The sequence below is a fragment of the Paenalcaligenes hominis genome, from assembly GCF_041359055.1.
GTDB classification, from domain to species: Bacteria; Pseudomonadota; Gammaproteobacteria; order Burkholderiales; family Burkholderiaceae_B; genus Paenalcaligenes; species Paenalcaligenes hominis_A.
This window is the reverse complement of record NZ_JBGJKZ010000001.1, coordinates 76,983-100,629: the sequence shown is the minus strand read 5'-3', so window position 1 is coordinate 100,629 and position 23,647 is coordinate 76,983. Positions and strand designations below refer to the sequence as shown.

17 protein-coding genes are annotated in these 23,647 nt (G+C 47.1%); 8 read left to right on the top strand and 9 right to left on the bottom strand.

Annotation, left to right across the window (positions count from 1 at the left end; all coding sequences use genetic code 11):
• Positions 1–8 precede the first annotated feature (8 nt).
• From aceK to ACBP46_RS00430, 5 genes are all read left to right on the top strand, one after another.
• A complete protein-coding gene (aceK, locus tag ACBP46_RS00450) occupies positions 9–1,868 on the top strand; it encodes a bifunctional isocitrate dehydrogenase kinase/phosphatase (protein ID WP_371014776.1) in 1,860 nt (619 codons plus the stop codon).
• Positions 1,869–1,877: 9 nt separating this feature from the next.
• The gene (locus tag ACBP46_RS00445; protein ID WP_371014775.1) at positions 1,878–3,059 is read left to right on the top strand and encodes an acetyl-CoA C-acyltransferase; all 1,182 of its coding nucleotides are present in this window, start codon (positions 1,878–1,880) and stop codon (positions 3,057–3,059) included.
• Between the two features lie 86 nt (positions 3,060–3,145).
• The gene (locus tag ACBP46_RS00440; protein ID WP_371014774.1) at positions 3,146–4,753 is read left to right on the top strand and encodes a carboxyl transferase domain-containing protein; all 1,608 of its coding nucleotides are present in this window, start codon (positions 3,146–3,148) and stop codon (positions 4,751–4,753) included.
• A 16-nt stretch (positions 4,754–4,769) separates the two neighbouring features.
• Positions 4,770–6,788 (top strand): acetyl/propionyl/methylcrotonyl-CoA carboxylase subunit alpha, encoded by a 2,019-nt coding sequence (locus tag ACBP46_RS00435; RefSeq protein ID WP_371014773.1) that lies wholly within the window; start codon positions 4,770–4,772, stop codon positions 6,786–6,788.
• Positions 6,789–6,880: 92 nt separating this feature from the next.
• A complete protein-coding gene (locus tag ACBP46_RS00430; RefSeq protein WP_371014772.1) occupies positions 6,881–7,342 on the top strand; it encodes a DUF494 family protein in 462 nt (153 codons plus the stop codon).
• 58 nt (positions 7,343–7,400) lie between these two features.
• On the opposite strand, the gene ACBP46_RS00425 is transcribed toward ACBP46_RS00430, so the two are convergent.
• Positions 7,401–9,890, bottom strand: coding sequence for a GDYXXLXY domain-containing protein (locus ACBP46_RS00425; RefSeq protein WP_371014771.1), 2,490 nt, complete (start codon positions 9,888–9,890; stop codon positions 7,401–7,403).
• Positions 9,891–9,953: 63 nt separating this feature from the next.
• On the opposite strand from ACBP46_RS00425, the gene ACBP46_RS00420 reads away from it, so the two are divergent.
• Both ACBP46_RS00420 and ACBP46_RS00415 read left to right on the top strand, forming a co-directional pair.
• Positions 9,954–12,548 carry a DNA topoisomerase III gene (locus tag ACBP46_RS00420; RefSeq protein WP_371014770.1) on the top strand — a complete coding sequence of 865 codons (2,595 nt, stop codon included), beginning with the start codon at positions 9,954–9,956 and terminating at the stop codon, positions 12,546–12,548.
• A 9-nt stretch (positions 12,549–12,557) separates the two neighbouring features.
• Positions 12,558–13,130 carry an SET domain-containing protein gene (locus ACBP46_RS00415; RefSeq protein WP_371014769.1) on the top strand — a complete coding sequence of 191 codons (573 nt, stop codon included), beginning with the start codon at positions 12,558–12,560 and terminating at the stop codon, positions 13,128–13,130.
• An 88-nt stretch (positions 13,131–13,218) separates the two neighbouring features.
• Here ACBP46_RS00415 and ACBP46_RS00410 read toward each other — a convergent pair whose 3' ends face one another.
• A complete protein-coding gene (locus ACBP46_RS00410) occupies positions 13,219–14,685 on the bottom strand; it encodes an AMP nucleosidase (protein WP_371015399.1) in 1,467 nt (488 codons plus the stop codon).
• 236 nt (positions 14,686–14,921) lie between these two features.
• Between ACBP46_RS00410 and ACBP46_RS00405 the strand changes: the two genes are divergently transcribed.
• Entirely contained in the window at positions 14,922–17,084 is a 2,163-nt protein-coding gene (locus ACBP46_RS00405) for a malate synthase G (protein ID WP_371014768.1), read from the top strand.
• Positions 17,085–17,137: 53 nt separating this feature from the next.
• Here the strand turns inward: ACBP46_RS00405 and ACBP46_RS00400 are convergent, their stop codons facing one another.
• From ACBP46_RS00400 to gtdA, 7 genes are read right to left on the bottom strand one after another with little or no spacing between them, the layout of a single operon-like run.
• Positions 17,138–18,418, bottom strand: coding sequence for a TRAP transporter large permease (locus tag ACBP46_RS00400; protein ID WP_371014767.1), 1,281 nt, complete (start codon positions 18,416–18,418; stop codon positions 17,138–17,140).
• Positions 18,415–18,915 (bottom strand): TRAP transporter small permease, encoded by a 501-nt coding sequence (locus ACBP46_RS00395; RefSeq protein WP_371014766.1) that lies wholly within the window; start codon positions 18,913–18,915, stop codon positions 18,415–18,417. The genes ACBP46_RS00400 and ACBP46_RS00395 overlap by 4 nt, the downstream gene beginning before the upstream one ends.
• Positions 18,916–18,969: 54 nt before the next feature.
• Entirely contained in the window at positions 18,970–19,959 is a 990-nt protein-coding gene (locus ACBP46_RS00390) for a TRAP transporter substrate-binding protein (protein WP_371014765.1), read from the bottom strand.
• A gap of 52 nt (positions 19,960–20,011) precedes the next feature.
• Positions 20,012–21,205, bottom strand: coding sequence for a 3-hydroxybenzoate 6-monooxygenase (locus ACBP46_RS00385; protein WP_371014764.1), 1,194 nt, complete (start codon positions 21,203–21,205; stop codon positions 20,012–20,014).
• 8 nt (positions 21,206–21,213) lie between these two features.
• The gene (gene maiA / locus ACBP46_RS00380; RefSeq protein WP_371014763.1) at positions 21,214–21,858 is read right to left on the bottom strand and encodes a maleylacetoacetate isomerase; all 645 of its coding nucleotides are present in this window, start codon (positions 21,856–21,858) and stop codon (positions 21,214–21,216) included.
• 12 nt (positions 21,859–21,870) lie between these two features.
• The gene (locus ACBP46_RS00375; protein WP_371014762.1) at positions 21,871–22,569 is read right to left on the bottom strand and encodes a fumarylacetoacetate hydrolase family protein; all 699 of its coding nucleotides are present in this window, start codon (positions 22,567–22,569) and stop codon (positions 21,871–21,873) included.
• Positions 22,570–22,589: 20 nt separating this feature from the next.
• Entirely contained in the window at positions 22,590–23,618 is a 1,029-nt protein-coding gene (gtdA, locus tag ACBP46_RS00370; protein WP_371014761.1) for a gentisate 1,2-dioxygenase, read from the bottom strand.
• Positions 23,619–23,647: the final 29 nt, after the last annotated feature.

Below are 23,647 nucleotides of genomic sequence, written 5' to 3'. Positions count from 1 at the left end.
TGACTCCCATGAAAACCATTCCTTTTGCTTCTGATCACTCTACCATTGAACCCGTTTTGCGCCCCACACCTAGCGCTGAGCACGTAGCTCAGTTGATTCTTCAGGGTTTCAACCGCCACTATGCTCTGTTTAGATATAGTGCCCAACGCGCAAAAGTCTTATTTGAGTCAGGCAATTGGGATGGTATTCAGCGGTTATCGCGCGAGCGTATCGAGTATTACGACATGCGCGTGCGTGAATGCGCTGCTATTTTGCGCCCCACTTTAAAAAACACCACGCTTACTCCTAGTGCTGATGATAGCCAGCTTAGCCCTGAACAACAGCAATTTTGGCAGCAAGTAAAAACAAAATTTGCTCATGCTTTAGCTGGGCATAAACAGCCCGAGTGCGCAGAAACTTTTTTCAACTCTGTGTCATGCCGTGTTTTAGCGCGTACCTACTTTAATAATGATTTTTTATTTGTACGTCCTGCTATTGCTACGGGCTACATTGATAGCGATTTGCCTTCGTATCGCTCGTATTATCCCCTTGAGTCCGGCCTTATTAGCACCCTTACCAGAGTAATTGCCGACTTTGGTTTGGCTGCGCCATTTGCAGACTTACCTAGCGATGTACGGTTACTAGCCCGTCGTGCTATCCAAGAGCTACGTAAACGCTTACCTAAAGACCCAGGTTTCCGTATTGGCCCTGACTGCCAAATTCAGGTGCTAAACACACTGTTTTTCCGCAACAAAGGGGCTTATATTGTGGGGCGATTTATCAATCATTCCACCATCCACCCCTTTTCTATTCCCTTAACCCATACACCTAGCAATCACATCGAGGTAGATGCCTTACTAGACAACATTGATGATATTAGTACGCTGTTTAGTTTTACTCGCGCTTATTTTTTAGTAGATATGGACGTGCCCTCTGCTTACGTGCAATTTCTGCAGTCGTTATTACCGCGCAAGTCAGCCGCTGAATTCTACAATGCTATTGGTCTACAAAAACAAGGAAAGAACCTGTTTTATCGCGACTTTTTACATCACCTTGGGCATTCTTCAGACCAGTTTGAAATGGCACCAGGCATAGAGGGTATGGTTATGACCGTATTTTCTCTACCGTCCTACCCCTATGTGTTTAAGATGATTCGTGATCACATACGCAAAAAAGGCATGGATCACGCTACTGTTAAAAGTCGCTACCTTTTAGTGAAAAAACATGACCGAGCTGGTCGTATGGCGGACACGTGGGAGTACTCTCAGGTCGCGTTACCTAAACGTCGTTTTTCACCTGAATTACTGCAAGAGTTGCGCACAGAGGTGGCCTCGCAGATCGAAGAAACGGGCGATCTGATTATCTTGCGCCATGTTTATATTGAACGACGCATGTTACCGCTTAATATATACCTAAGTCGTGCTTCCGAGCACAACTTAGAAGCAGCAATTAAGCAGTATGGCGATGCTATCAAAGAGCTCGCTGCCAACAACATTTTTCCTGGGGACATGCTCTATAAAAACTTTGGACTTACCCGTTTAGGTCGTTTGGTTTTTTATGATTACGATGAAATCCAAACCATGACCGAAATGAATTTCCGTATTATTCCTCCTGCCCCTAACGAAGAGGCGGAAATGGCAAGCGAGCCATGGTATCCCATTGCCGCTAACGATGTGTTTCCCGAGGAGTTTCGTTGGTTTTTATTGGGTGATATACGAATTCGTACCGCATTCATGAAACACCATGCCGATTTACTCAGCACGGACTGGTGGAATCAATGCAAACAACGGGTCATTCAAGGTCGCTTAGAAAACATTTACCCTTACGATTTAACCAAACGTCTGCCCCACCGCAGGGTAGACCAATCCCTTATGGATTTACCGCATTAGGAGTCAAACATGTCAGATCCTGTTGTCATTCTGTCAGCTGTCCGCACCCCAATGGGTGCAATGACCGGTAGTCTCTCCAGTCTAGCGGCTCACGAATTAGGTGCCGTTGCTATCAAGGCCGCTCTAGAGCGAGCCTCTGTTAGCCCCAATTTGGTTGATGAGGTGCTCATGGGGAATGTGCTCCAAGCTGGTCAAGGCCAAGCCCCTGCACGTCAAGCAGCCATTGGGGCGGGTTTACCTGCCAACGCCCCATGCACTACTGTGCATAAAGTATGTGGATCAGGACTAAAAGCGGCCATGCTGGCCCACGATATGCTTAAAGCCGGTAGCGCCCAAGTTGTTGTGGCTGGCGGACAAGAAAGCATGAGTAACGCCCCCTATTTGTTACTTAAAGGACGTCAAGGTTATCGCTATGGTCACTCTACCGTTTACGACCACATGGCACTAGACGGCCTTGAGGATGCGTATCAAGGCACAGCGATGGGTGTATTGGCAGAAAGTTGTGCTGAAAAATATGCTTTTACTCGTGAAGAACAAGACGCTTTTGCATTAGAGTCTTTACGTCGCGCACGAGAAGCCACAGAAAAAGGGCATTTCAAAGCAGAAATAGCCCCAGTAACCATCAGCGGCCGTAAAGGCGATACGGTAGTGGACACCGATGAAGCCCCAACCCGCGCCATGCCAGAGAAAATTCCTAGCTTGCGCCCTGCATTCAAAAAAGAAGGCACGATTACTGCGGCGAACGCTTCATCTATCTCAGATGGTGCAGCGGCACTAGTCATCACTTTGCAATCTGTAGCTGATGCCAATCAGCTCAAGCCCATCGCCAAGATCGTTGGTCATACACAGTTTGCACACGAGCCCGAATGGTTCACCACAGCCCCTGTAGGTGCCATCCAAACGCTATTAGACAAGCTTGGCTGGACCGTGGCTGATGTAGATTTGTTTGAAATTAATGAGGCCTTTGCTGTGGTTACCATGGCCGCTATGAAAGAGCTCAACATTCCCCATGACAAAGTCAATATTTATGGTGGTGCAACCGCTCTAGGCCATCCCATCGGTGCTTCAGGTGCTCGCCTAGTTGCCACGCTTATCAATGCCCTACAACAGACAGGGGGTAAACGAGGTATTGCTTCGCTATGTATCGGAGGCGGCGAAGCCGTCGCTTTAGCCGTAGAACTCGTCAACTAACTCTAGGTTGACGCTCTGTGTAGTAGACCCGACAGGCCACAAGCCTGTCGGTACAAAATAGAATTAAATGGGGTGGCAACACAGACATGAGCATACTTAAAAGTAAAATTCAGCCGCGTTCTGAAGGGTTCAAAGACAACGCACAATCCATGGCAGCCCTTATTCAAGAGCTACGTCATATCCGACAAAAAATCGCTCAAGGCGGTAGCCCACAAGCGCGTGAGCGCCATCAATCCCGTGGCAAACTCTTGCCCCGCGAGCGGGTTGAGCGCCTGTTGGACCCAGGTAGTCCATTTCTAGAGCTTTCCCCTTTAGCTGCCTATAATTTGTACAACAACGAAGCACCTGGTGCCGGATTAATTACAGGCATAGGTCGTATTCAGGGCAAAGAGTGCATGATTGTGTGCAACGATGCCACCGTCAAAGGGGGAACCTACTACCCGATGACGGTAAAAAAACACCTGCGCGCCCAAGAAATAGCCCAGCAAAACCGACTACCTTGTGTGTATTTAGTCGATTCAGGCGGCGCGAACTTACCCAATCAAGATGAAGTCTTTCCCGATCGCGATCACTTTGGGCGTATTTTCTTTAACCAAGCCAACATGTCAGCCCAAGGCATTGCTCAAATAGCTGCTGTTATGGGGTCATGCACAGCGGGTGGCGCTTATGTACCTGCCATGAGCGATGAATCCATTATTGTGCGAGACCAAGGGACAATTTTCCTAGCCGGCCCCCCTTTAGTGAAAGCCGCTACTGGCGAAGAAGTCAGTGCCGAAGACCTAGGTGGTGGCGATGTGCACACACGTCTCTCTGGTGTTGCCGACCACTTAGCCGAAAATGATGATCATGCGCTCCAACTCGTTCGCGAGGCAGTCAGCCGCCTAACCCACAAAAAACAACTTCCTTGGCCAGTAAAAGCCGTCAAAGATCCTCTCTACGACCCGTCCGAGCTTAACGGCATTATCCCCAATGACACGCGCAAACCTTACGATGTGCGCGAGGTCATTGCGCGCCTAGTAGACGGCTCTGAATTCGAAGAGTTCAAAGCGCGCTTTGGCACCACTCTAGTCACCGGTTTTGCGCATTTGCACGGTATGCCTATTGGCATTGTGGCGAATAACGGCGTGCTGTTTTCCGAAGCAGCCCAAAAAGGCACCCACTTCATCGAACTTTGTTGTCAGCGCAAAATTCCTCTGTTATTTCTACAAAACATCAGTGGTTTTATGGTGGGTAAAAAATACGAAAACGAAGGCATCGCACGCCATGGTGCCAAAATGGTGACCGCTGTATCTACTGCAGCTGTGCCCAAACTCACCGTCATCATTGGTGGCTCTTTTGGGGCCGGCAACTACGGCATGTGTGGTCGTGCTTACGACCCCCGTTTATTATTTATGTGGCCCAACGCCCGTATTTCTGTAATGGGTGGTGAACAAGCAGCAAGCGTGCTGGCTACTATTCGTCGTGACAACCTTGAAAAATCAGGTCAGGCTTGGTCCGCCGAAGAGGAGGACGCTTTTAAACAGCCTATACGCGATCAATACGAGCACGAAGGCAACCCTTATTACGCCTCTGCTCGACTCTGGGACGATGGCATTATTGAACCAGCACAAACCCGCCGTGTTCTTGCTTTAGCTTTATCTGCCACCTTGAACGCCCCTATCGAAGACACGCGCTTCGGTGTGTTCCGTATGTAATCGGGAGCCTATCACCATGTTTGATACCGTTTTAATTGCTAATCGCGGGGAAATTGCATGCCGTATTGCGGCCACCTGCCATCGTTTAGGTATTCGTACCGTCATGATTTACTCCAGTGCCGATGCCGATGCGTTACATGTACAAGCTGGGGACGAGGCCATTTGGGTCGGAGAGGCTGAACCTCAACACAGTTACCTAAATATTGACGCAATTATTGCCGCAGCGAAACGCACTGGTGCCCAAGCCATTCACCCTGGCTATGGGTTTCTTGCTGAAAACGCTCAATTTGCGCGGGCTTGTGTAGACAATGATCTGGTTTTTATCGGGCCTTCTGCTGAGTCCATCACTGCTATGGGCAATAAATCAGCAGCAAAAGCGCTTATGGAAGCTGCCCAGGTTCCGCTTGTACCCGGCTACCATGGTAGCAATCAAGACCCAGCTTTCTTACAAGCCGAAGCGGATGCAATGGGTTATCCAGTGCTCATTAAAGCCAGCGCTGGGGGTGGCGGTAAAGGCATGCGCATTGTAGAGAAAAGCGAGCAATTCCTTGAAGCCCTTTCCTCATGCAAGCGTGAGGCCAAAAGCAGCTTTAGTGATGACCATGTACTAATTGAGCGCTATTTACAAAAACCACGTCATATTGAAATTCAAATTTTTGCAGACCAGCAAGGTCATACGGTGCATTTGTTTGAGCGCGACTGCTCTGTGCAACGTCGCCATCAGAAAGTTATTGAAGAAGCCCCTGCACCAGGTATGACACCCGAACGCCGTGCTGCCATGGGCGCTGCTGCCGTTGCTGCAGCTCAGGCCGTGAACTATGTGGGTGCCGGTACCGTTGAGTTTATCTGCGAGGGCGATGCGTTCTTTTTTATGGAAATGAACACGCGTCTTCAAGTAGAGCACCCAATAACAGAACTTATCACAGGTCATGACCTAGTAGAGTGGCAACTGCGCGTTGCTGCCGGCCAGACCTTACCCGTACAACAAAGCGATTTAAAAATCACTGGGCATGCGTTTGAAGCACGCATTTATGCGGAAAACCCAGACAATCAATTTTTACCTTCAATAGGCCGCATAGCAAAACTCGTATGGCCCGAGCACCAAAGTTTTACGCTCAACCCCGTTCGCGTAGACAGTGGTATTCGTCAAGGGGATAGCATCAGCCCTTTTTACGACCCCATGATTGCCAAAGTGATTGTGCACGGCCCTACTCGCGCCGCTGCCCTACAAAGCCTGCGCCAAGTGCTCGCAAAATCCTATATTTCAGGACTACATACAAATCTGCATTTCTTGTACCGCCTTGCTAGCGATGCTGCATTTCAAGCCGGTGATGTAGACACAGGTTTTATTGAACGTCGCCATACCTATTTGTTCCCAAACAGTTCTGCCGTATCAGGATTAAATCTAGCCATTGGTCTAGCAGCGATATTGCATGGTTTTGGTCTTTCTCACAGTAAGCAACCCCTTTTGGCGACAGATCCATGGTCTGTTCACGATTACTGGCGTCACAACGAACTGCTTGATCGCAGCTTTAGCTTCGAAGCCAACGAACAACTCTATACCGTTCAACTGCAACGCGAGCAAAACGCATGGATTATGCAATACGCAGGCGAATTCGCTACTTTTGACTGGCAAGCCCACCCCTTGCCCAATGGCGCGCTAGAGCTTAATGTCGTGTGGGGCGATCACACAAAACAAGCCCATGTCTATGGTGACGCGCCGTTATTCGAAATTCGTAGCTCCCAAGATCAACTACACCTTCATTATCAAGACCCTCTTGCCCTAACAGAACTAGCAAGTGAAGAACAAGCAGGCGGTTTGAACGCGCCTATGCCCGGCAAAGTATTATCCATTGCCGTAGCCCCCGGTGATACGGTTGAAACAGGGCAACTTTTACTCGTTCTAGAGGCCATGAAAATGGAGCATTCCATTACGGCTCCCTACGGCGGCGTGGTAACAGAGTTGTTTTTTAACTCCAATGATCAGGTCACTGAGGGGGCGGCTCTATTAGCCATCGAAAAAGACCCAAGCTAAATTTGCACCACGGCCTAAATCAGCGTAAAGTTGACCTAAACCATTGGTAGGGTCATCGGTTGGCCGTGTATTTTTTTGATGGTAATACATTCATGTTTGATATTTTGGTTTACTTGTTTGAAACCTACTACACCCCTCAAGCTTGCCCCAAAGCAGAGGTTTTAGCCCATAAACTAGCAGCCGTTGGCTTTGAAGACGAGGAAATTAACGAAGCTTTAAGCTGGTTACATGGTCTCAGTGAATCCGCTGCCTTGCACGAACCTCTGAGCAAACCGCATCATGCCCAAAGTACGCGTATTTTCACCCAGTACGAGCACCAAACCCTAGGCCAAGAAGCCATCGGGTTTATTTGTTTTCTGGAAAATTCAGGTGTGTTACCACCTGCTTTACGCGAGGTCATTATCGAGCGCGCCCAGGCTCTAAATGAATCTCCAGTTTCCTTAACTAAGATTAAGATCGTTGCGCTTATGGTGTTATGGAATCACGAAGCGGAAATCGATCATTTAATTTTTGAAGAGTTAATTGCAGACGACGAAGAACGCTGGTCGCATTAATTTTTATTTACCTCACCCTAGAGCGGCTTCCCAGCCGCTCTAGTGCGTTATTGCTTAATTAAAACGGCTGCGCGTGCTCGTCGAGCAACTCGTAAAGCAGCGCATCAGCCTGTCGATTTACCTTGAAAACCCCAAAATGCGCACCTTCGTAAGTTTCGGCTTTGCCTTCGGGGAAAAACCACGCATCCACGCCATTAGGCAACCAACTACCATACTGATAACGTAGGCGCAAAGGTAGCGCTTGCTCTGAAAGCTGAGCGGTAGAGTTTGAGCGTTTCCAGATCGATTGGCTTGCATCCCATACCCAAACATCGCCACTAAGCTGGTTTTCAAGCCCTACAAGCTGCGCTGCAGCATGCGGGTAGGGCTGCATATAGGCGATGAGCTGTGTGGCTGTAATATCCTCGTTTTCTTGCTTTAGCACTTGGTTCACCTCGTTTCCTAACTCAAAGCGCAACGCCATGTAATCCCCTTGCATGATTGAGCGTGGATCAACAGGAGCTAACGCCAGAATTAAGGTTTCGCCTTGCGCTAGCAATTGCTCTTTACGGACCACATCCGTTAGGGTGACGGCCACAATAAGCACCCCTCCTCCGTATAAAGCCCATGTGCTCCAGCGCGATGGGGTGAGCACAGGCGTCACCCGTGTACTGGCTTGATGCGAGTGGTCTGCACGCACGTTAAAAAACAACAGTCCCGCTCCCATGGCTAAAAGCGCGCCACCTTTAGCTAAATCCCATGCTTTTGCTGTCAAAGGCAAAGAGAGCTGATAGTAGTAATGCCATAAAGCAGCGGCAAGCAAAGTCAGGGCCAACCAAAATAAGCGGTTTTGTTTCCACGCGTAGCTAAGCACCCAAAGACAAAGAGCCAGATTGACCAGGGGGGCGTGATACAACCAATAAAAACTCAACACAGCGCTAGCCGCCATAACGGCTATACAAAATAGTTTTGTTTGCGTGCGATATACGCTTAGCCCCACGCAAAGCGGTACCCACAAAGCCACTGCCTGATTAAAACCAGTGACATCTATCCTGATAAAGAAAATGCTAAGCACTAACCAAAATAAGGTCGCCCACCATAAAGACTGCACAGCGTTTAACCAGACGGGCCGCAATAGCAAGGCCATAGTTAAAAGTGACCACACACCAACTAATAACCAAAAAACTATAGCGTCTTGCCCCCACCAGACCACATCTAAATACCACATCAAACCATAGAGCCCAAAGCCCCATATCGCCACCGCGCAGCTCAAGCGCATCAAGTCATTTTCATGGCTAGCTATATAAAGCAATGCCGATAGCAATATAAACACTGCAACCCAAGCCAAAGTATTGCTTGGATTGTCCATGAGAACAAAGCTGGTTAATACACAACTACTTAAATACAAAAACAAGGGCAAATCACGCAACCACAATGCCATTTGGGGTCTACGTAACAACACTCCCATCGTCACAAAGGCTATTGGTACGTAAACATACGCCAAGGCCGTGGGATTCAGACCGAATGCTCCGAGTACGAGCCAAACAAATAAGATCACCACCACAGTCTGAGATAAAAAAATAAAGCCTCGCAAGAACCAAGGCTCTGCTCCCTGTTTTAGTAAAGAGGAGGTAGACTCATTCTGTGTCTCTGACTGCGCCGTCTGTGCTAGGCTTTGTTGCCACAGCTGCCGTAAATCTCGAATCAGCAAACCAGCAAAAATAAGCATGGGAATAAATAACAGCTCTAACAACCACTCACTTTGATCAAAGGTTTCAACTAACCACCCTAAAAAGGTCACAAAAAAAGCAGAATAAAAAAGCGCTAAATCCCACAAGGCCAAGCGTTTGCGGCTAAAGTAGCTGCAACCTAACCATATCAAAGTTGCCACCGTTAAAAAGCCCCAACCATACGAGCTCTGTGTCATACACCATATAACTGTGCTGCCTACTACTAACACTAGGCTCAGCCTAAACCACAACTGGTGCGGGTCGTCTACAGAGTGTTTAAAAAAACGACTCACCCCCAACCAGCCCAAATTTAAAAGCACAAAGAAAAAGCACACCCAATCTATGGCTTGCCATTGATACCAGTTCAACCCATAGGTCTCATCCATATATAGAAATAGGGCTAGGTTTGTCAAAACCATGACAAGCAGTATGATAAATAAGGAACCTAGACCAAAAGCCCATGGCACCAACAAAAGCGCCCACAAGGCAAACAGTTGCCAAGGGTCGGCACCCGTTTGGTAGCTCTGCCCAATCAGAGCTAGCAATCCGCCCACACTAATTGCAGCTAAGACATGGACTAAGCTTGATAAGCTATAGGCAGAGCGATTCGGCTCTGGATATCGCCTTGATAGCCACCCGGCACTGAGCACTAACACCGCTACGGTGATCTCTAATAACGCAACACGTCCAATCTTGGGCCAGCTAAACCAGTTAGCCGCCACTGCCGTAATCAGCGCACTGCCTAACAGCAAAGTCGCAATAATCATTGCGCTGCGCTGTAAAAACTGAGGCCAGCCTGATAAACCAAGAATGGATGGATTTAACCCTTTTACTTGCATAAAGCATCTTACCCCTCGTATGATCTGCGCTAAGAACGCAGACTTGCTATGACGGTACATTACATGACTAAAACTCTAATCATTGCCGAAAAACCCTCTGTAGCCCTAGATATTTCTAGAGCCTTAGGCGGCTTCACCCGTGAAGGGGATTTTTTTGAAAGCGAAAACTTTGTGCTTGCCGCCAGTATCGGCCACTTGCTTAGTTTAATCGCTCCTAATGACCCAGTGCGAGGTAAATGGAGTTTTACACACCTACCTGTCATTCCCGATCAGTTTGAGCTGAACCCATCGGATAAAAAATCAGCAGAACGCCTCAAGCTTTTAGTAAAACTGCTTAAGCGTAAAGACGTCAGCGCCGTCATCAACGCCTGTGATGCCGGACGTGAAGGGGAATTGATCTTCCGCTATATTATGCAGTTTGCGAAAGTTAACAAACCCGTAAAACGGTTGTGGCTTCGCTCCATGACCCGCGAAGCCATTCGCGAGGCGTTTAATAATTTGCGTGATGATGACGAGCTCAAGCCCCTAGAGGCAGCGGCTCGCTCGCGCGCCGAAGCGGACTGGTTGGTTGGCATCAATGGCACGCGTGCCATGACCGCTTTTAACAGCAAAGACGGTGGTTTTTTCAAAACACCAGTAGGCCGTGTGCAAACCCCTACCCTAACCATTGTGCACGAGCGTGAAGAAGCCATTCGTCAGTTTGTGTCACGTGATTACTGGGAGGTGCATGCCGATTTTGGCGCCGAAACCGGCTCCTACAGCGGTCGGTGGTTCAATCCCCAATTCAAAAAAGACGAAGAGGATGCCGAAAAACGTGACTCGCGTGTTTGGACTGCTGCCGAGGCCGAAGCCATCGTGCAAGCATGTGCCCACCAGCCAGGCAGTGTTACCGAAGAATCCAAACCGTCTAAACAACAATCGCCAGCCCTATTTGATTTAACGACGCTGCAACGCGAGGCAAACTCACGTTTTGGTTTTTCAGCGAAAACCACACTATCACTTGCTCAAGCTCTGTACGAGCGTCATAAAGCCTTAACTTATCCACGTACTGACTCGCGCTATTTGCCCGAAGACTATTTGCAAACAGTCAAAGACACGATGCAAGCCTTAGCCGGAGCAGAAACCCCCGCGTGTGCCAGCGTACAACCTTTTGCTCAGCAGGTCGTAGCGCAAAGCTGGGTGAAACCCAACCGCCGTATTTTTGATGATAAAAAAGTATCTGATCACTTTGCCATCATTCCTACGCTGCAAATACCGCGTGAACTCAGTGATGCCGAATTCAAAATTTACGAATTAATCACACGACGCTTTTTAGCGATGTTCTTCCCCGCTGCCGAGTTTAGAGTCACCACACGTATTACTCAGGTGGGAGCGCATCACTTCAAAACCGAGGGCAAGGTATTAGTGAACCCGGGCTGGTTAAGCATTTATGGTCGTGAGGCGCAACAAGGCGATGACAGCCTAATTCCTGTGAGTCAAAACGAAACCGTCAGCACCGATGAGGTCGAGGCGCGCGCGCTAGCCACCAAGCCTCCTGCGCGCTTTACCGAGGCCACCTTACTATCAGCCATGGAAGGCGCCGGAAAACTCGTTGATGACGATGCGCTGCGAGAGGCGATGTCAGAGCGTGGTCTAGGTACCCCAGCAACGCGTGCAGCCATTATCGAGGGCTTGCTTAACGAGGGGTATCTACGTCGCGAAGGACGCGAGTTATTGCCTACTGCTAAAGCCAAGCAACTCATGACCTTGTTGTCGGGTTTAGGGGTCCACGAACTCACCTCGCCCGAGCTTACCGGCGAGTGGGAACACCGTCTCAAACAAATTGAACAAGGCCAGCTCGAACGCGAGGCCTTTATGTCCAAAATTCAAAGCATGACTGACACCATCGTTCGTCGTGCTAAAGAATACGAACGTGACACGGTGCCTGGCGACTACGTTACTCTACAGACTCCTTGTCCGGTCTGTGGAGGAGTAGTCAAAGAAAACTATCGTCGTTATGCTTGTACCGCGTGTGAGTTCTCTATTGGCAAGCACCCTGGTGGTAAAACATTAGAAATCCCAGAGGTAGAAGAACTGCTAGAGCACCGCACTATTGGGCCATTAACCGGCTTTATTAGCAAAATGGGGCGCCCTTTTGCCGCGATCCTCCGCATTAACGCTGAAAACAAGCTGGAGTTTGATTTTGGCCAAAATGACGACGAAGACGATGAGGAGGTCGACTTTAGCGGCCAAACGCCGGTCGGCCCTTGCCCTAAATGCCAAAGCGCTGTGTTTGAACACGGGATTCGTTACGTTTGTGAAAAAGCCGTGGGGCCAAATAAAGACTGTGACTTCCGCAGCAACAAAGTCATATTGCAACAAGAGATCGACCGCGAGCAAATGCAAAAGCTGCTTGTAGATGGCAAAACCGATTTACTTGAAAACTTTGTCTCCAACCGAACTAATCGCAAATTTAAAGCTTTTTTAACGCGCGACAACAAGGGCAAAGTGGCTTTTGAATTCGAGCCCAAGGCAACAAAATCGGCGAAAAAAGCTACCAAAAAAGTAGCAAAAAAAGCCGCTAAAGCGACCAAGGCAGCAAAGAAAACCACCAAAACAGCGGCGAAAAAAGCCGCGAAAAAGGCGGCAAAGAAAACTTCTTCTACCACCTCATCATAAAGGACACCCATGAGCCAAACACACAGCTCAGGCCCTTGGCACGAAGTGCGCCGTTCTAACTTACATGGGAACGGCGTCTTTGCTAAACGTTTTATTCCAAAGGGAACCTACATTTTGGAGTACGAGGGCGTACACCTCACCCCCGAAGAAGCGGACGCCCAAGAGCCAACCGATCCTAATGATCCGTTTCATACTTTCTTTTTCGCAATTAGCAGTGGCAAGATTATAGATGGCGGCCAAAACGGCAACGACTCTAGATTTATCAACCACTCCTGTGAGCCTAATTGTGAAGGCCATGAAAATGAACAAGGCGACCGCGTTTTTATTGTGGCATTACGCGATCTTGAGGAAGGTGAAGAGCTGCTTTATGACTATGCGTTAACCATTGATGATAAGATCACCAAAACACTACGCAGTCAGTACGCTTGCTTGTGCGGCGCACCGTCTTGTCGTGGTACTATGCTGGCCTTGCCTAAAAAAACCAAAAAGCAAAAAAACAAAGCCAAACTTAAAAAATGGATTAAAAAAACCATACGTAAAGAGTTACGCAAAGCACTAGAACATGAACACCCCGAACTCTAGAAATTTTACACATTACGTAAAAAAACCAACCGCCTAAGCAAAAGCCCCATTTTGATAATTAAAATGGGGCTTTTTGCTTCTAACAGCTTTATTTAAAAGCCGTCTCAATAAAACTACGTAGCTTCCTTGAGTGCAAACGCTCAGGAGGCATATCGCGCACTAGCTCTAAGGCTTTAATACCTATATGTAAGTGCTGGCCGACTTGGGTGCTATAGAATTCATTTGCCATACCAGGCAATTTTAATTCCCCATGCAACGGCTTATCGGATACGCAGAGTAATGTGCCGTAAGGCACTCTAAACCTAAACCCATTTGCAGCAACAGTGGCTGACTCCATGTCCAAGGCAATGGCTCGGGACTGCGACAAACGCTGCACAGGCTCACTGTGATCCCGCAGCTCCCAGTTCCGATTATCAATGGAGGCTACGGTTCCTGTGCGCATGATCTTTTTTAACTCCCACCCATCTAAACCAGAAACCTCTGCCACCGCTTGTTCAAGCGCGACTTGAATCTCAGCCAATGGGGGTATAGGTACCCAAGTGGGCAGATCTGCATCCAGCACCTTATCATCACGCACATAACCATGCGCCAACACATAGTCCCCTAAACGCTGTGTAGTGCGTAAGCCGGCACAATGGCCCACCATAACCCAAGCGGAAGGACGCAATACCGCAATGTGATCCGTAATGGTTTTAGCATTTGAAGGACCTACCCCTATGTTTATTAGCGTAATACCGCTGTGGTTTTCACGTAACAAGTGGTAGGAAGGCATTTGCGGCAAGCGAGTCGGTGAGGCTCCTGATATATTCCCAGCCGTATCGGTTACTACACTGCCTGGCTCTACCAGCGCTGTATATCCGCCTTTGCCCTCTGCAAGCATTTGCTTGGCCCATTCACAAAACGCATCCACATAAAACTGATAGTTAGTAAACAAAACATAGTTCTGAAAATGAGCGGGTTGAGTTGCTGTGTAATGACGCAATCGGTGCAATGAATAATCCACACGTGGTGCAGTAAAAGGCGCAAGTGGCAATGGTTCTCCGTCCTTTGCCTGCCACGTGCCATTCACAATCGCATCATCCATGTAAGCAAGATCGGGCACATCAAAATGATCGCGTAAGGTGTGACCTGACGACTCTGGGTAGATCATTTTTTGCCCTTCATTCTCCCCTAAACAAAAATGCAAAGGAATAGGTTGACTGGATTCACCTACCTCTACCGCCACCCCATGGTTTTTAATTAATAAACCAATTTGCTCAACAAAATAATCAAAAAACAAATCGGGCTGCGTTACCGTAGTCGCGTATAGACCGGGCTCAACCACATGCCCATAAGACAAGCGGCTGTCTACTTCTTGGTAAGTACTGACGCGGATACGTATAGCGGGATAGCATGCTCTAAAACGTTTGTTTTCAGGAAAGCCCTCTCTGATGCACGCAAGAAATTGCTCGCGAATGTACGTTGTATTTCTGGAATAAATCTCTATTAAGCGCTCTGTAGCAGCCGTTGCATCCATAAACCCTTCATAAGCAATAGTTGGTGGTAAACAAACCATTGCCTCGCTTTCGTTTAACTCCTGCATAAACTTATCCTTCTTATGTACAAACCAAAAAAAATATAATTAATTAAAACAAAAAGTTCTGTTTTTTATAAATTTAATCATAAGTCGATACTAAAAGTATGCTCTAAAGTAACCAAAACAGGTCTTCAGCCCCTGTGTTTAACTTGCCATAATAAATAAAAAAAGCATAACAACCGTGATTAATTATTTATAAATAACAAAGGCAAACCATGACAAACCGTACGCAATGCCATCAACTTCAAGTGGACAATGAGCTCTACCAATTTATCCAAAACGAAGCCCTTGTTGACTCGGGTTTAGACCCTGATGCCTTCTGGGCTGGGTTTAGTCAACTGGTACACGATTTAGCGCCTCTCAACCATGAACTACTTGCCAAGCGCGACCAATTACAAGCTCAACTGGATGACTGGCACAAAGCCAATCCGGGCGCTATCAGCGATATGGCTGCTTATAAAGAGTTTCTAAAAAAAATTGGCTATCTGGTTGAAGCTCCCACCACAGTAACAGTGAACACAACAGGTATAGACTCCGCTATTACTGACCAAGCCGGCCCTCAGCTAGTAGTACCTATTACTAATGCGCGTTATGCCTTAAATGCCGCCAACGCACGCTGGGGTAGCTTGTACGATGCCCTGTATGGCACAGATGCTATCAGCGAAGACAATGACGCCGAAAAAACAGCACATTACAACCCAGTACGGGGCCAACGTGTTATTGAGTTTGCTCGTAATTTCCTAGACCAAAGCATCCCCTTAACCGAAGGCTCCCACAGCCAAAGCACTCACTATGCAATCCAAAACAATGCTCTGGTGGTCAGTTTAGAAAATGGCCAACTTGCTCAATTGCAAGATCCAACTGCACTGCTTGGTTACCGAGGTTCAGCAAACCAACCTACGGCCTTAGTCTTCAAACACCATGGATTGCATTTTGAAATTCAAATTGATGCCACACACGCCATTGGCAAAACTGACCCAGCAGGTATTAAAGACATACTGCTTGAGTCCGCCGTTACGACTATTATGGACTGCGAAGACTCGGTAGCAACCGTCGATGCCGCCGACAAAACCCATGCTTACCGCAACTGGTTAGGCTTGGTTACTGGAACCCTAACGGAAACCATTGAAAAAGGCGAAAAAACCTTTACGCGCAAGCTTAACCCAGACCGCGAATACACAGACCTCCAAGGACAAACCCAAAAACTGCCAGGTCGCTCCTTAATGTTCATCCGTAATGTTGGTCATTTAATGACCAACCCCGCTATTTTGGATAAGAACGGTCAGGAAATTCCAGAGGGTATTTTAGATGCGGTCATTACCAGTTTAATTGCCAAACGTGACCTTGATCTTAAACTGAACTCGCAAAAAGGGTCGATCTATATTGTTAAGCCTAAAATGCACGGTCCCCAAGAAGCCGCCTTTGCCGATACGCTGTTTGCGCGCACAGAGGATTTATTAAAGTTGCCTCGTAACACCTTAAAAATGGGGATTATGGACGAAGAGCGTCGCACCTCTATCAATCTTAAAGCGTGTATTGCTGCGGCTAACGAACGGGTGGCTTTTATCAACACCGGCTTTTTAGATCGTACTGGCGATGAAATTCATACCTGCATGCATGCGGGTCCGGTTGTACGCAAAAACGAAATGCGCAACTTGTCTTGGCTGCCCGCTTACGAGCGTAATAATGTTCAGGTCGGCCTACAGTGCGGCTTACGTGGTAAAGCACAAATTGGCAAGGGTATGTGGGCAATGCCAGATCTAATGGCAGCTATGCTAGAACAAAAAATTGCTCACTTGCAAGCGGGTGGAAATACGGCTTGGGTTCCGTCCCCTACCGCTGCCACGTTGCATGCGCTGCACTATCACCAGCTAGATGTACAAGCCATACAAAAAGACCTAGAGCAAGAGCACGTCGAGGTATTGGATGACATTCTTACGATTCCTGTCGCCACCAATACAAATTGGAGCGCCGAAGAAATCAAACAAGAACTCGATAACAACGTTCAGGGCATTTTAGGCTATGTAGTACGTTGGATTGATCAAGGCGTAGGTTGCTCCAAAGTGCCCGATATCCATAACGTAGGCTTAATGGAAGACCGTGCCACCTTACGTATTTCTAGCCAGCATATTGCTAACTGGTTACTCCACGGCGTGATTACAGCTGAACAAGTGGATGAAAGCTTACAGCGCATGGCTGCCGTCGTTGACGAGCAAAATGCGGGGGACGCAATGTATCAACCAATGGCTGGTCATTTTGACAGTTCATACGCGTACAAAGCCGCACGCGATTTAATTTTTAAAGGCTTAGAACAACCAAACGGTTACACCGAACCGCTATTGCATCACTGGCGTTTAGAGCTCAAAAAAACCCAGTAACTGCGTGGCTGTATGTCGGTGATTTGCCCCTAGGTTGAACCTAGGGGCTTTTTTTATTTTACGACTTTTGCTGGTAACCACGTTGACAGCTCAGGTATTGCCGCCATGACCACTAATACCGTGCACACAGCAAGTAGAAACGGAAACACCGCTCGTACTAACGCGGCCATTTTCACATCGGTTTGCCCCATCACTACAAATAAACCTGGCCCCACTGGTGGTGTGATGACTCCGATGGTCGTCGCAACAGCGCAAATCACACCAAACTGAATTGGATCTATACCTAATTGACTAACTACGGGCATCAGAATTGGTACTAGAACAATTAGCACACTAATACTTTCTAGAAAAAGCCCTAAGAAAATCATCAATGCAATGACTAGCAGCATAAACACAAAAGCAGACTCAGTTACTGAGGTAATAGCCGCTACTAAGCGATCAGGTATCCCCTCAAAAGCCAATACCCAACTTAAAAACGTGGCTACAGAAATTAATATGCTAATCGTTGCAGTCAAAACACAAACAGAGAGAAAAATATCATATAGATCACGGATTTTTATTTCTCTATAAATAAAACAAAGTAAAAAGGCAATGAAAGATGCAACTGCACCTGCTTCTGTTGGTGTCATTACCCCAGCCGCTATCCCTACCACCACTACTACTGGGATCAAAGCAGGCAAAATACCATCCAGAAGAGTTTTTACTACCGTTTGTCTTTGCTCTACTGAACGCCCAGTAGCAGGCACCTTGTCACTTTTTAAGGTGTAAATGAACACCACAAAACACAAAGCAAGAAAAACAGCGATTCCAGGCAAAATACCTGCAATAAATAAAGGCGCTATGGGTTGTACCGCTACCACCCCGTAAATAATCATCAACATAGATGGCGGGAAAATAGGGCCTAATAAACCACCTGAAACAGTGACAGCGGCAGAAAAACTTTTGTCATAGCCTCTTTTCTCCATAGCTGGGACCATAATACGACTCATGACCCCAATCTGAGCAATAGCAGAACCTAAAATAGAAGCAGCCATTGCATTGGTCAATAAATTCGCATAGGCCATTCCTCCGCGTAATCGACCAACTAATAGCTCAGCAACAGCTATTAGGCGTTGTGTTAACCCCCCTTTGTTCATCACTTCTCCAACCAGTAAAAACAAAGGAATTGCTAATAAGCTGTTAATTTCTAGAGCCCCATAAAGCTGCAAAGGTATAGCATCAATTAAAATAGCCAAATCGCTACTTATCATGAAAATAACACCTGCAGCCAATATTGCACCGAATATGGGAAAACCGGTTAACAATAAAATAAAGAAAAGCGCTACAGTAATCATAATTGTCCTTCTTTATTTTTACTGAAGAAACGGTTCATTAGCACGATCAGCTGATGCCAACATAAAAAACTTAAAGCCACAGGAAATGCAGCGTAGGTATACCAACGCGGTAAACCTGTAGTCCCACTTTTTTCCATCTGTACATCGGGTCTAAGCACCCATTCCCAGGAATAAAAACATAAACCTGCCATCAGAATAAGAAATAAAATCCCTGTCGTATTTTCTGCGAACCGTTTCTTTTCGTTAGTTATCTGTGAAAGCAAAAAATCAATACTAATATGCTGTTTTTGTTGTGTAATAAATGAAATACCAAAAGCAGTAATAAAAATTAAAAACTGCACAGATATTTCTTCAGCCCAAAAAATAGGTGAGCTAAAAAAATAGCGCAAAATAACTTGCGCTATCATAATGACAGTCAAAGCTAAGCCAAAAAAGACCAATAAGGCCTTTTCTATGTGGGATATAAATAAATCGATTCGGTTTAAAGCGGATAGCATTATGGTGCCTCCTTGTTCACCTCGCCCCATTAAGGGGCGAGTCTATTAATAACACTACTGCTTCAAGGCTTTAACCTGCTCATAAAACTGAGCACGCAGCTCATTACCTTCTAAGTAACGCTGATTAACTTGATCTCCCACTTGTTTAAAAGCGGTCAAATCAATTTCAATCACCTCAGCCCCATCCGCTTTAGCAATGGCTAGATTTTCTTTATCGGCTTCAATGGCTCGTTCAAAGCCCCATGCTTCGGCCTCTTTAATAGCCTCTAATAATAGGTTTTGCTTTTCTTCATCCAGACGATCCCAATAACGCTTCGACACCACGATAACAGCAGGAAACGCCATGTGATTAGTAAAGGTCAGGTAAGGAGCTTGTTGATGGAACTTCATTCCCACTAAAGCGTCCAGATCCACATCGACCGCGTTCAATAAGTTGGTAGTCAATGAGGGAGCTACTTCTGAAAGCGGCATTGCAGTGGGTGCAGCCCCGTTTGCAGTCCACCAATCATTAAAAATAGAGCTAGGAAAAGCGCGTATTTTTTGCCCCACCAAATCACTGGGTGCTTTCACAGGTTTAGTCGAAAGCACATGACGCATGCCTGCAAACACATAGCCGACACCAATCATGCCATGGGCCTCAAGATTGGTTAGCATTTGTTGCGCTGCTTCAAGTTGTGTTGCCTTGGTAGCGTGCTCTACATCATCAAATAAGTAAGGCATAGACCACCCAGTTAAGGTGTCATCGCGGTTAGTGAGCGCACCCAAAGTTAATACCCCTATAGGCATTGCTCCAGACTGTAAAAGGTTAATCATTTGTGCTTCGGAGCCCAATTTGCTTAGTGGGTTCACTTCAACTTTCATTGATCCACCACTTTTTTCCTGCACATTTTCATTAATTCGTTCAGATACCTGATGCCAAACATGACTAGGTGGTGTGACATGCCCTAGTTTTAATGTTTGAGCATGTGCGGGTGTTGTAAACAGTAAAGCAGTACTTACCAAGGTAGCACTGAAAAAAGATAGTTTTTGTACAAATTGAATCATGTCTCCGTCCTTTAAACGTATTAACCTAATGGTTAACTACTGTGGTAGTGCATCAATCTAAACAATGCTCTGCCGTCCAACCATATAGCCACTCAAGCGAATCATAAAACTGAGCCTGAGTTCTACCCTGCCATAATGAATTTCTCACTAAGCGCTCTACGCCTTTGGCGTGATAAATACGCCCCATTTCCCGTGCGGAATACAATACACGCGCCGTACGCGGAATTCGTACACGTTGATAATGAGCAAAGGCTTTTTCAAAATCAAAATTATGCTCACGTACAGCGCGTCCAAGAGTTACGGCATCTTCTAAGGCTTGGCAAGCTCCTTGAGCTAAATACTGAGTCATAGGATGTGCAGCATCGCCTAGCACTGTAATTCGCCCTTGGCCCCAAGACTCAACGGGATCCCGATCTGCGGTGGCCCATCGTCGCCAGGAGTCGGGCTTATCGAGCAATTGACGCGGTAGCTCATGAATACCCTGAAAATATGACAAGACCTCTTCTTTACTGCCGTCTGTAACTCCCCATTGCTCTTGTTCTCGACTATGAAAAGTAACAACTAAGTTATATTGACGCCCGCCTCGCAACGGGTAGTGCACCAAATGACAATGCGGTCCGGCCCAAACAACGGGTGCGTTTTGCTGTAGCGCAGTGGGCATGTTTTCTACATCCACCACTGCTCTATACACCACATGACCCGTAACTCGCACCTCATCCCCTAAGGTTTTTGCTCGCACCACAGAGCGCACCCCATCGCATCCAATCAAGGCCGCAGCATGGTGCTGTTTGCCATGTTGATCTATGGCTACAACCCCGCTCTCATCTTGATACACATCACGTACCTCGGTAGAGGTTCTAAATGTAATATTGGGATGGTTTTGTACCGCCTCCAAGATGGAGAGATGGATGTCTGCGCGATGAATAACAGCATAAGGATTACCAAATCGCTCTCTGTAGGGAGCCCCCACATCAACCTCAGCTATGGGCTCTGTACTAATGGCATCCATAAGACGAAGTTGATCAGTAAAAACCGAGCGTGCTCGTGCTGTGTCTCCTACCCCTAACGCATCAAGGGCGGCAAACGCGTTAGCGCCCAACTGTATGCCAGCGCCTATTTCGCCAATTTGGCTAGCCTGCTCTAATACCTCGACTTGCAGTCCCTCAAGAGCTAAGGCTTGGGCAGCAGCTAAGCCACCAATTCCGCCGCCAATAATCACTACTTTTTGATCTGTGCCGTATCTCATTTGGCCTCCTAGGCAATAAAGTCAGGCTGCTCTTTAGGTTGAGCACGCTGAAACGCCTCATGCGTAATAGCCTGTTGATAAACAGAGACTAAACGAGGAAAAGCGCTTAAATCACAGCCCATGCGCTCGGCATTGGCTAACTGCGGCACTAAACAACAATCAGCTAACGTCGGCTGATCACCAAAACACCATTCGCCATAGCCATGAGCCTCAAGTAAACGTTCAGCCATAGCTAAACCGTCTTGCACCCAATGCTCGTACCACTGTTTTTTCTGTGCTTCAGTTAGCTTTAACTCGCTTTGCAAGTAACGCAACACGCGTAAATTATTAATAGGATGAATGTCACAACTAATAACGGAAGCAAACTCGAGAATTCGAGCACGTTGTATTACATCTTCAGGCAATAGCCGATACGTCTCAGGATACTTTTGATCTAAATAATCCAAAATAGCCATGGACTGACCTAATACAAAGCCAGCATCATCTAAAGCTGGCACCGCTGCGGACGGGTTCACTTTTTGCACATACTCATCCGCACGATTTGCTAGTACTCGAATATTGACGCCTTCGTAGAGGTAATCCAATCCTTTTAAAGCGAGAGCGATACGAACTCGATAAGAGGTAGAACTATTAAAAAAACTGTAGAGTTTCACGCTCTGCCTCCGTTACTTAACGTCTACAATCAAATCAGCTAATCCCTCTATGCCTACACGCATTTGCTGTCCACGCTCTACGGGGCCAACCCCCTCTGGCGTGCCTGTAAAAATTAAGTCGCCTGGCTCAAGATGAAACAAAGTAGACAAGTAAGCGACGGTTTCAGCTACAGACCAAATTAATTTATTAATATCGCTACGCTGACGATCTTCCCCATCTACAGTTAACCAAATTGCCCCTTGCTCTAAATGACCAATTTCATTAGCGGGATAAATAGGACCCATAGGAGCCGAGTAATCAAATGCTTTCCCAATTTCCCACGGACGTCCCATCTCGCGCATTCTCATCTGTAAATCACGACGAGTCATGTCTAAGCCAACGGCATATCCCCAAACATGATCAAGCGCATCAGCAACGGCAATATTAGAGCCTGCCTTGCCAATCACAGCCACTAGCTCTGCTTCGTAATGCAGGTTTTTGGTTTCTGATGGGTAGGGAAAGGTATAAATCTGACCTTCTGCGACAGGAACCACCGCATCCGCAGGCTTACAAAAGAAAAAAGGTGGTTCACGGTTTGGATCAAATCCCATTTCAACCGCATGAGCAGCATAGTTTCGCCCTACACAATACACACGACGAACGGCTACTTTTTGATCGCTGTTAACAACGGGAACGGCAACTACAGCTGGGGGAGTAAATACATAAGTCATTTTTTTCCTCTGTTTTAAATCTATTCACGCAACTCACGATGCAAATTCAACGCTTGTTGTACAGGACGATCGGAATAACTAAAAAGCACAACCTCTTCTTGGGCCTCTAAGCGCACTGCGCTCCAGGACGGCACCACAAATACGTCATGCGGTGTAAATGGAAAAATGGCATCACCGATATAAGCCACGCCAGTTCCTTCCACAACGGTAAACACCGTGGCGTCCGTACTTCTGTAGGTACGCCCTTTAAACCCTTTAGGTAAATACTGCATAAAAGTTGCCATCGTAGGCATGGCAGAGCCCCCAGTAATGGGGTTGATGTATTGCAATTTAGCGCCGTCCCATTCGTCCAAAGCCTCAAATCGATAGAGCTGCTCCAAGGCTTCACGAGTTCGTTCGTATGGGTAACTAAAAATGGGAGAAGTTGGATCAGAAACCTGATGCCGCACAGGTGCCATATTGTGCCCAAATTGAGCAAAACTTAACCCTTCAGGACGCCCTATGGGCTGAGTAGCCTGGCCTAAATTTTCAGCAAAACCAGCATCTAAATGCACTAATAAAGGAATGTCTAACCCATCAAGCCAAATAACGGGTTCGCCCCCTTCTTCAAGTCTAGGGTTGCCATGGTCATGCCATTTCCAAGACGGGGTAATAATAAAATCCCCCGGACTCATCGTAGTCCGTTCGCCATTAACCGCTGTCCACGCCCCTTTGCCTTCCATTACAAAACGTAGGGCAGACTGGGTATGACGATGGCTGGGGGCAATTTCACCAGGTAAGATAAGCTGTAAGCCTGCATAAAGCGTTGAAGTAATACTGGCTTTTCCAACTAAGCCAGGGTTTTCTAACACCAAAACGCGACGTACCGCCTCTTCCGCCGTAATGAGCTCTCCAGCTTGCATTACATAAGGGCGTAACTCTTCATACTTCCACAAAGTAGGTAGCACTTTGGGATGAGGTTGTGCAGGCACTAAGTTGCTTAGTGACAGCCACAACGGTGCCAAATTTTTTTTAGCTAGCTGCTCATAATAATCCTGTCTTGATGGCATCGTGCCTACCCTCCTTATGGCTTTACGCT

Coding starts and splice junctions, on each gene's coding strand:
- ACBP46_RS00445 (WP_371014775.1), top strand. CDS start 1,878: ATGTCAGATCCTGTTGTCATTCTGTCAGCTGTCCGCACCCCAATGGGT.
- ACBP46_RS00395 (WP_371014766.1), bottom strand. CDS start 18,915: ATGCTATCCGCTTTAAACCGAATCGATTTATTTATATCCCACATAGAA.
- ACBP46_RS00435 (WP_371014773.1), top strand. CDS start 4,770: ATGTTTGATACCGTTTTAATTGCTAATCGCGGGGAAATTGCATGCCGT.
- ACBP46_RS00410 (WP_371015399.1), bottom strand. CDS start 14,685: ATGGTTTGTTTACCACCAACTATTGCTTATGAAGGGTTTATGGATGCA.
- gtdA (WP_371014761.1), bottom strand. CDS start 23,618: ATGCCATCAAGACAGGATTATTATGAGCAGCTAGCTAAAAAAAATTTG.
- ACBP46_RS00415 (WP_371014769.1), top strand. CDS start 12,558: ATGAGCCAAACACACAGCTCAGGCCCTTGGCACGAAGTGCGCCGTTCT.
- ACBP46_RS00385 (WP_371014764.1), bottom strand. CDS start 21,205: ATGAGATACGGCACAGATCAAAAAGTAGTGATTATTGGCGGCGGAATT.
- ACBP46_RS00405 (WP_371014768.1), top strand. CDS start 14,922: ATGACAAACCGTACGCAATGCCATCAACTTCAAGTGGACAATGAGCTC.
- ACBP46_RS00400 (WP_371014767.1), bottom strand. CDS start 18,418: ATGATTACTGTAGCGCTTTTCTTTATTTTATTGTTAACCGGTTTTCCC.
- ACBP46_RS00425 (WP_371014771.1), bottom strand. CDS start 9,890: ATGCAAGTAAAAGGGTTAAATCCATCCATTCTTGGTTTATCAGGCTGG.
- ACBP46_RS00375 (WP_371014762.1), bottom strand. CDS start 22,569: ATGACTTATGTATTTACTCCCCCAGCTGTAGTTGCCGTTCCCGTTGTT.
- ACBP46_RS00390 (WP_371014765.1), bottom strand. CDS start 19,959: ATGATTCAATTTGTACAAAAACTATCTTTTTTCAGTGCTACCTTGGTA.
- ACBP46_RS00430 (WP_371014772.1), top strand. CDS start 6,881: ATGTTTGATATTTTGGTTTACTTGTTTGAAACCTACTACACCCCTCAA.
- ACBP46_RS00440 (WP_371014774.1), top strand. CDS start 3,146: ATGAGCATACTTAAAAGTAAAATTCAGCCGCGTTCTGAAGGGTTCAAA.
- ACBP46_RS00420 (WP_371014770.1), top strand. CDS start 9,954: ATGACTAAAACTCTAATCATTGCCGAAAAACCCTCTGTAGCCCTAGAT.
- aceK (WP_371014776.1), top strand. CDS start 9: ATGAAAACCATTCCTTTTGCTTCTGATCACTCTACCATTGAACCCGTT.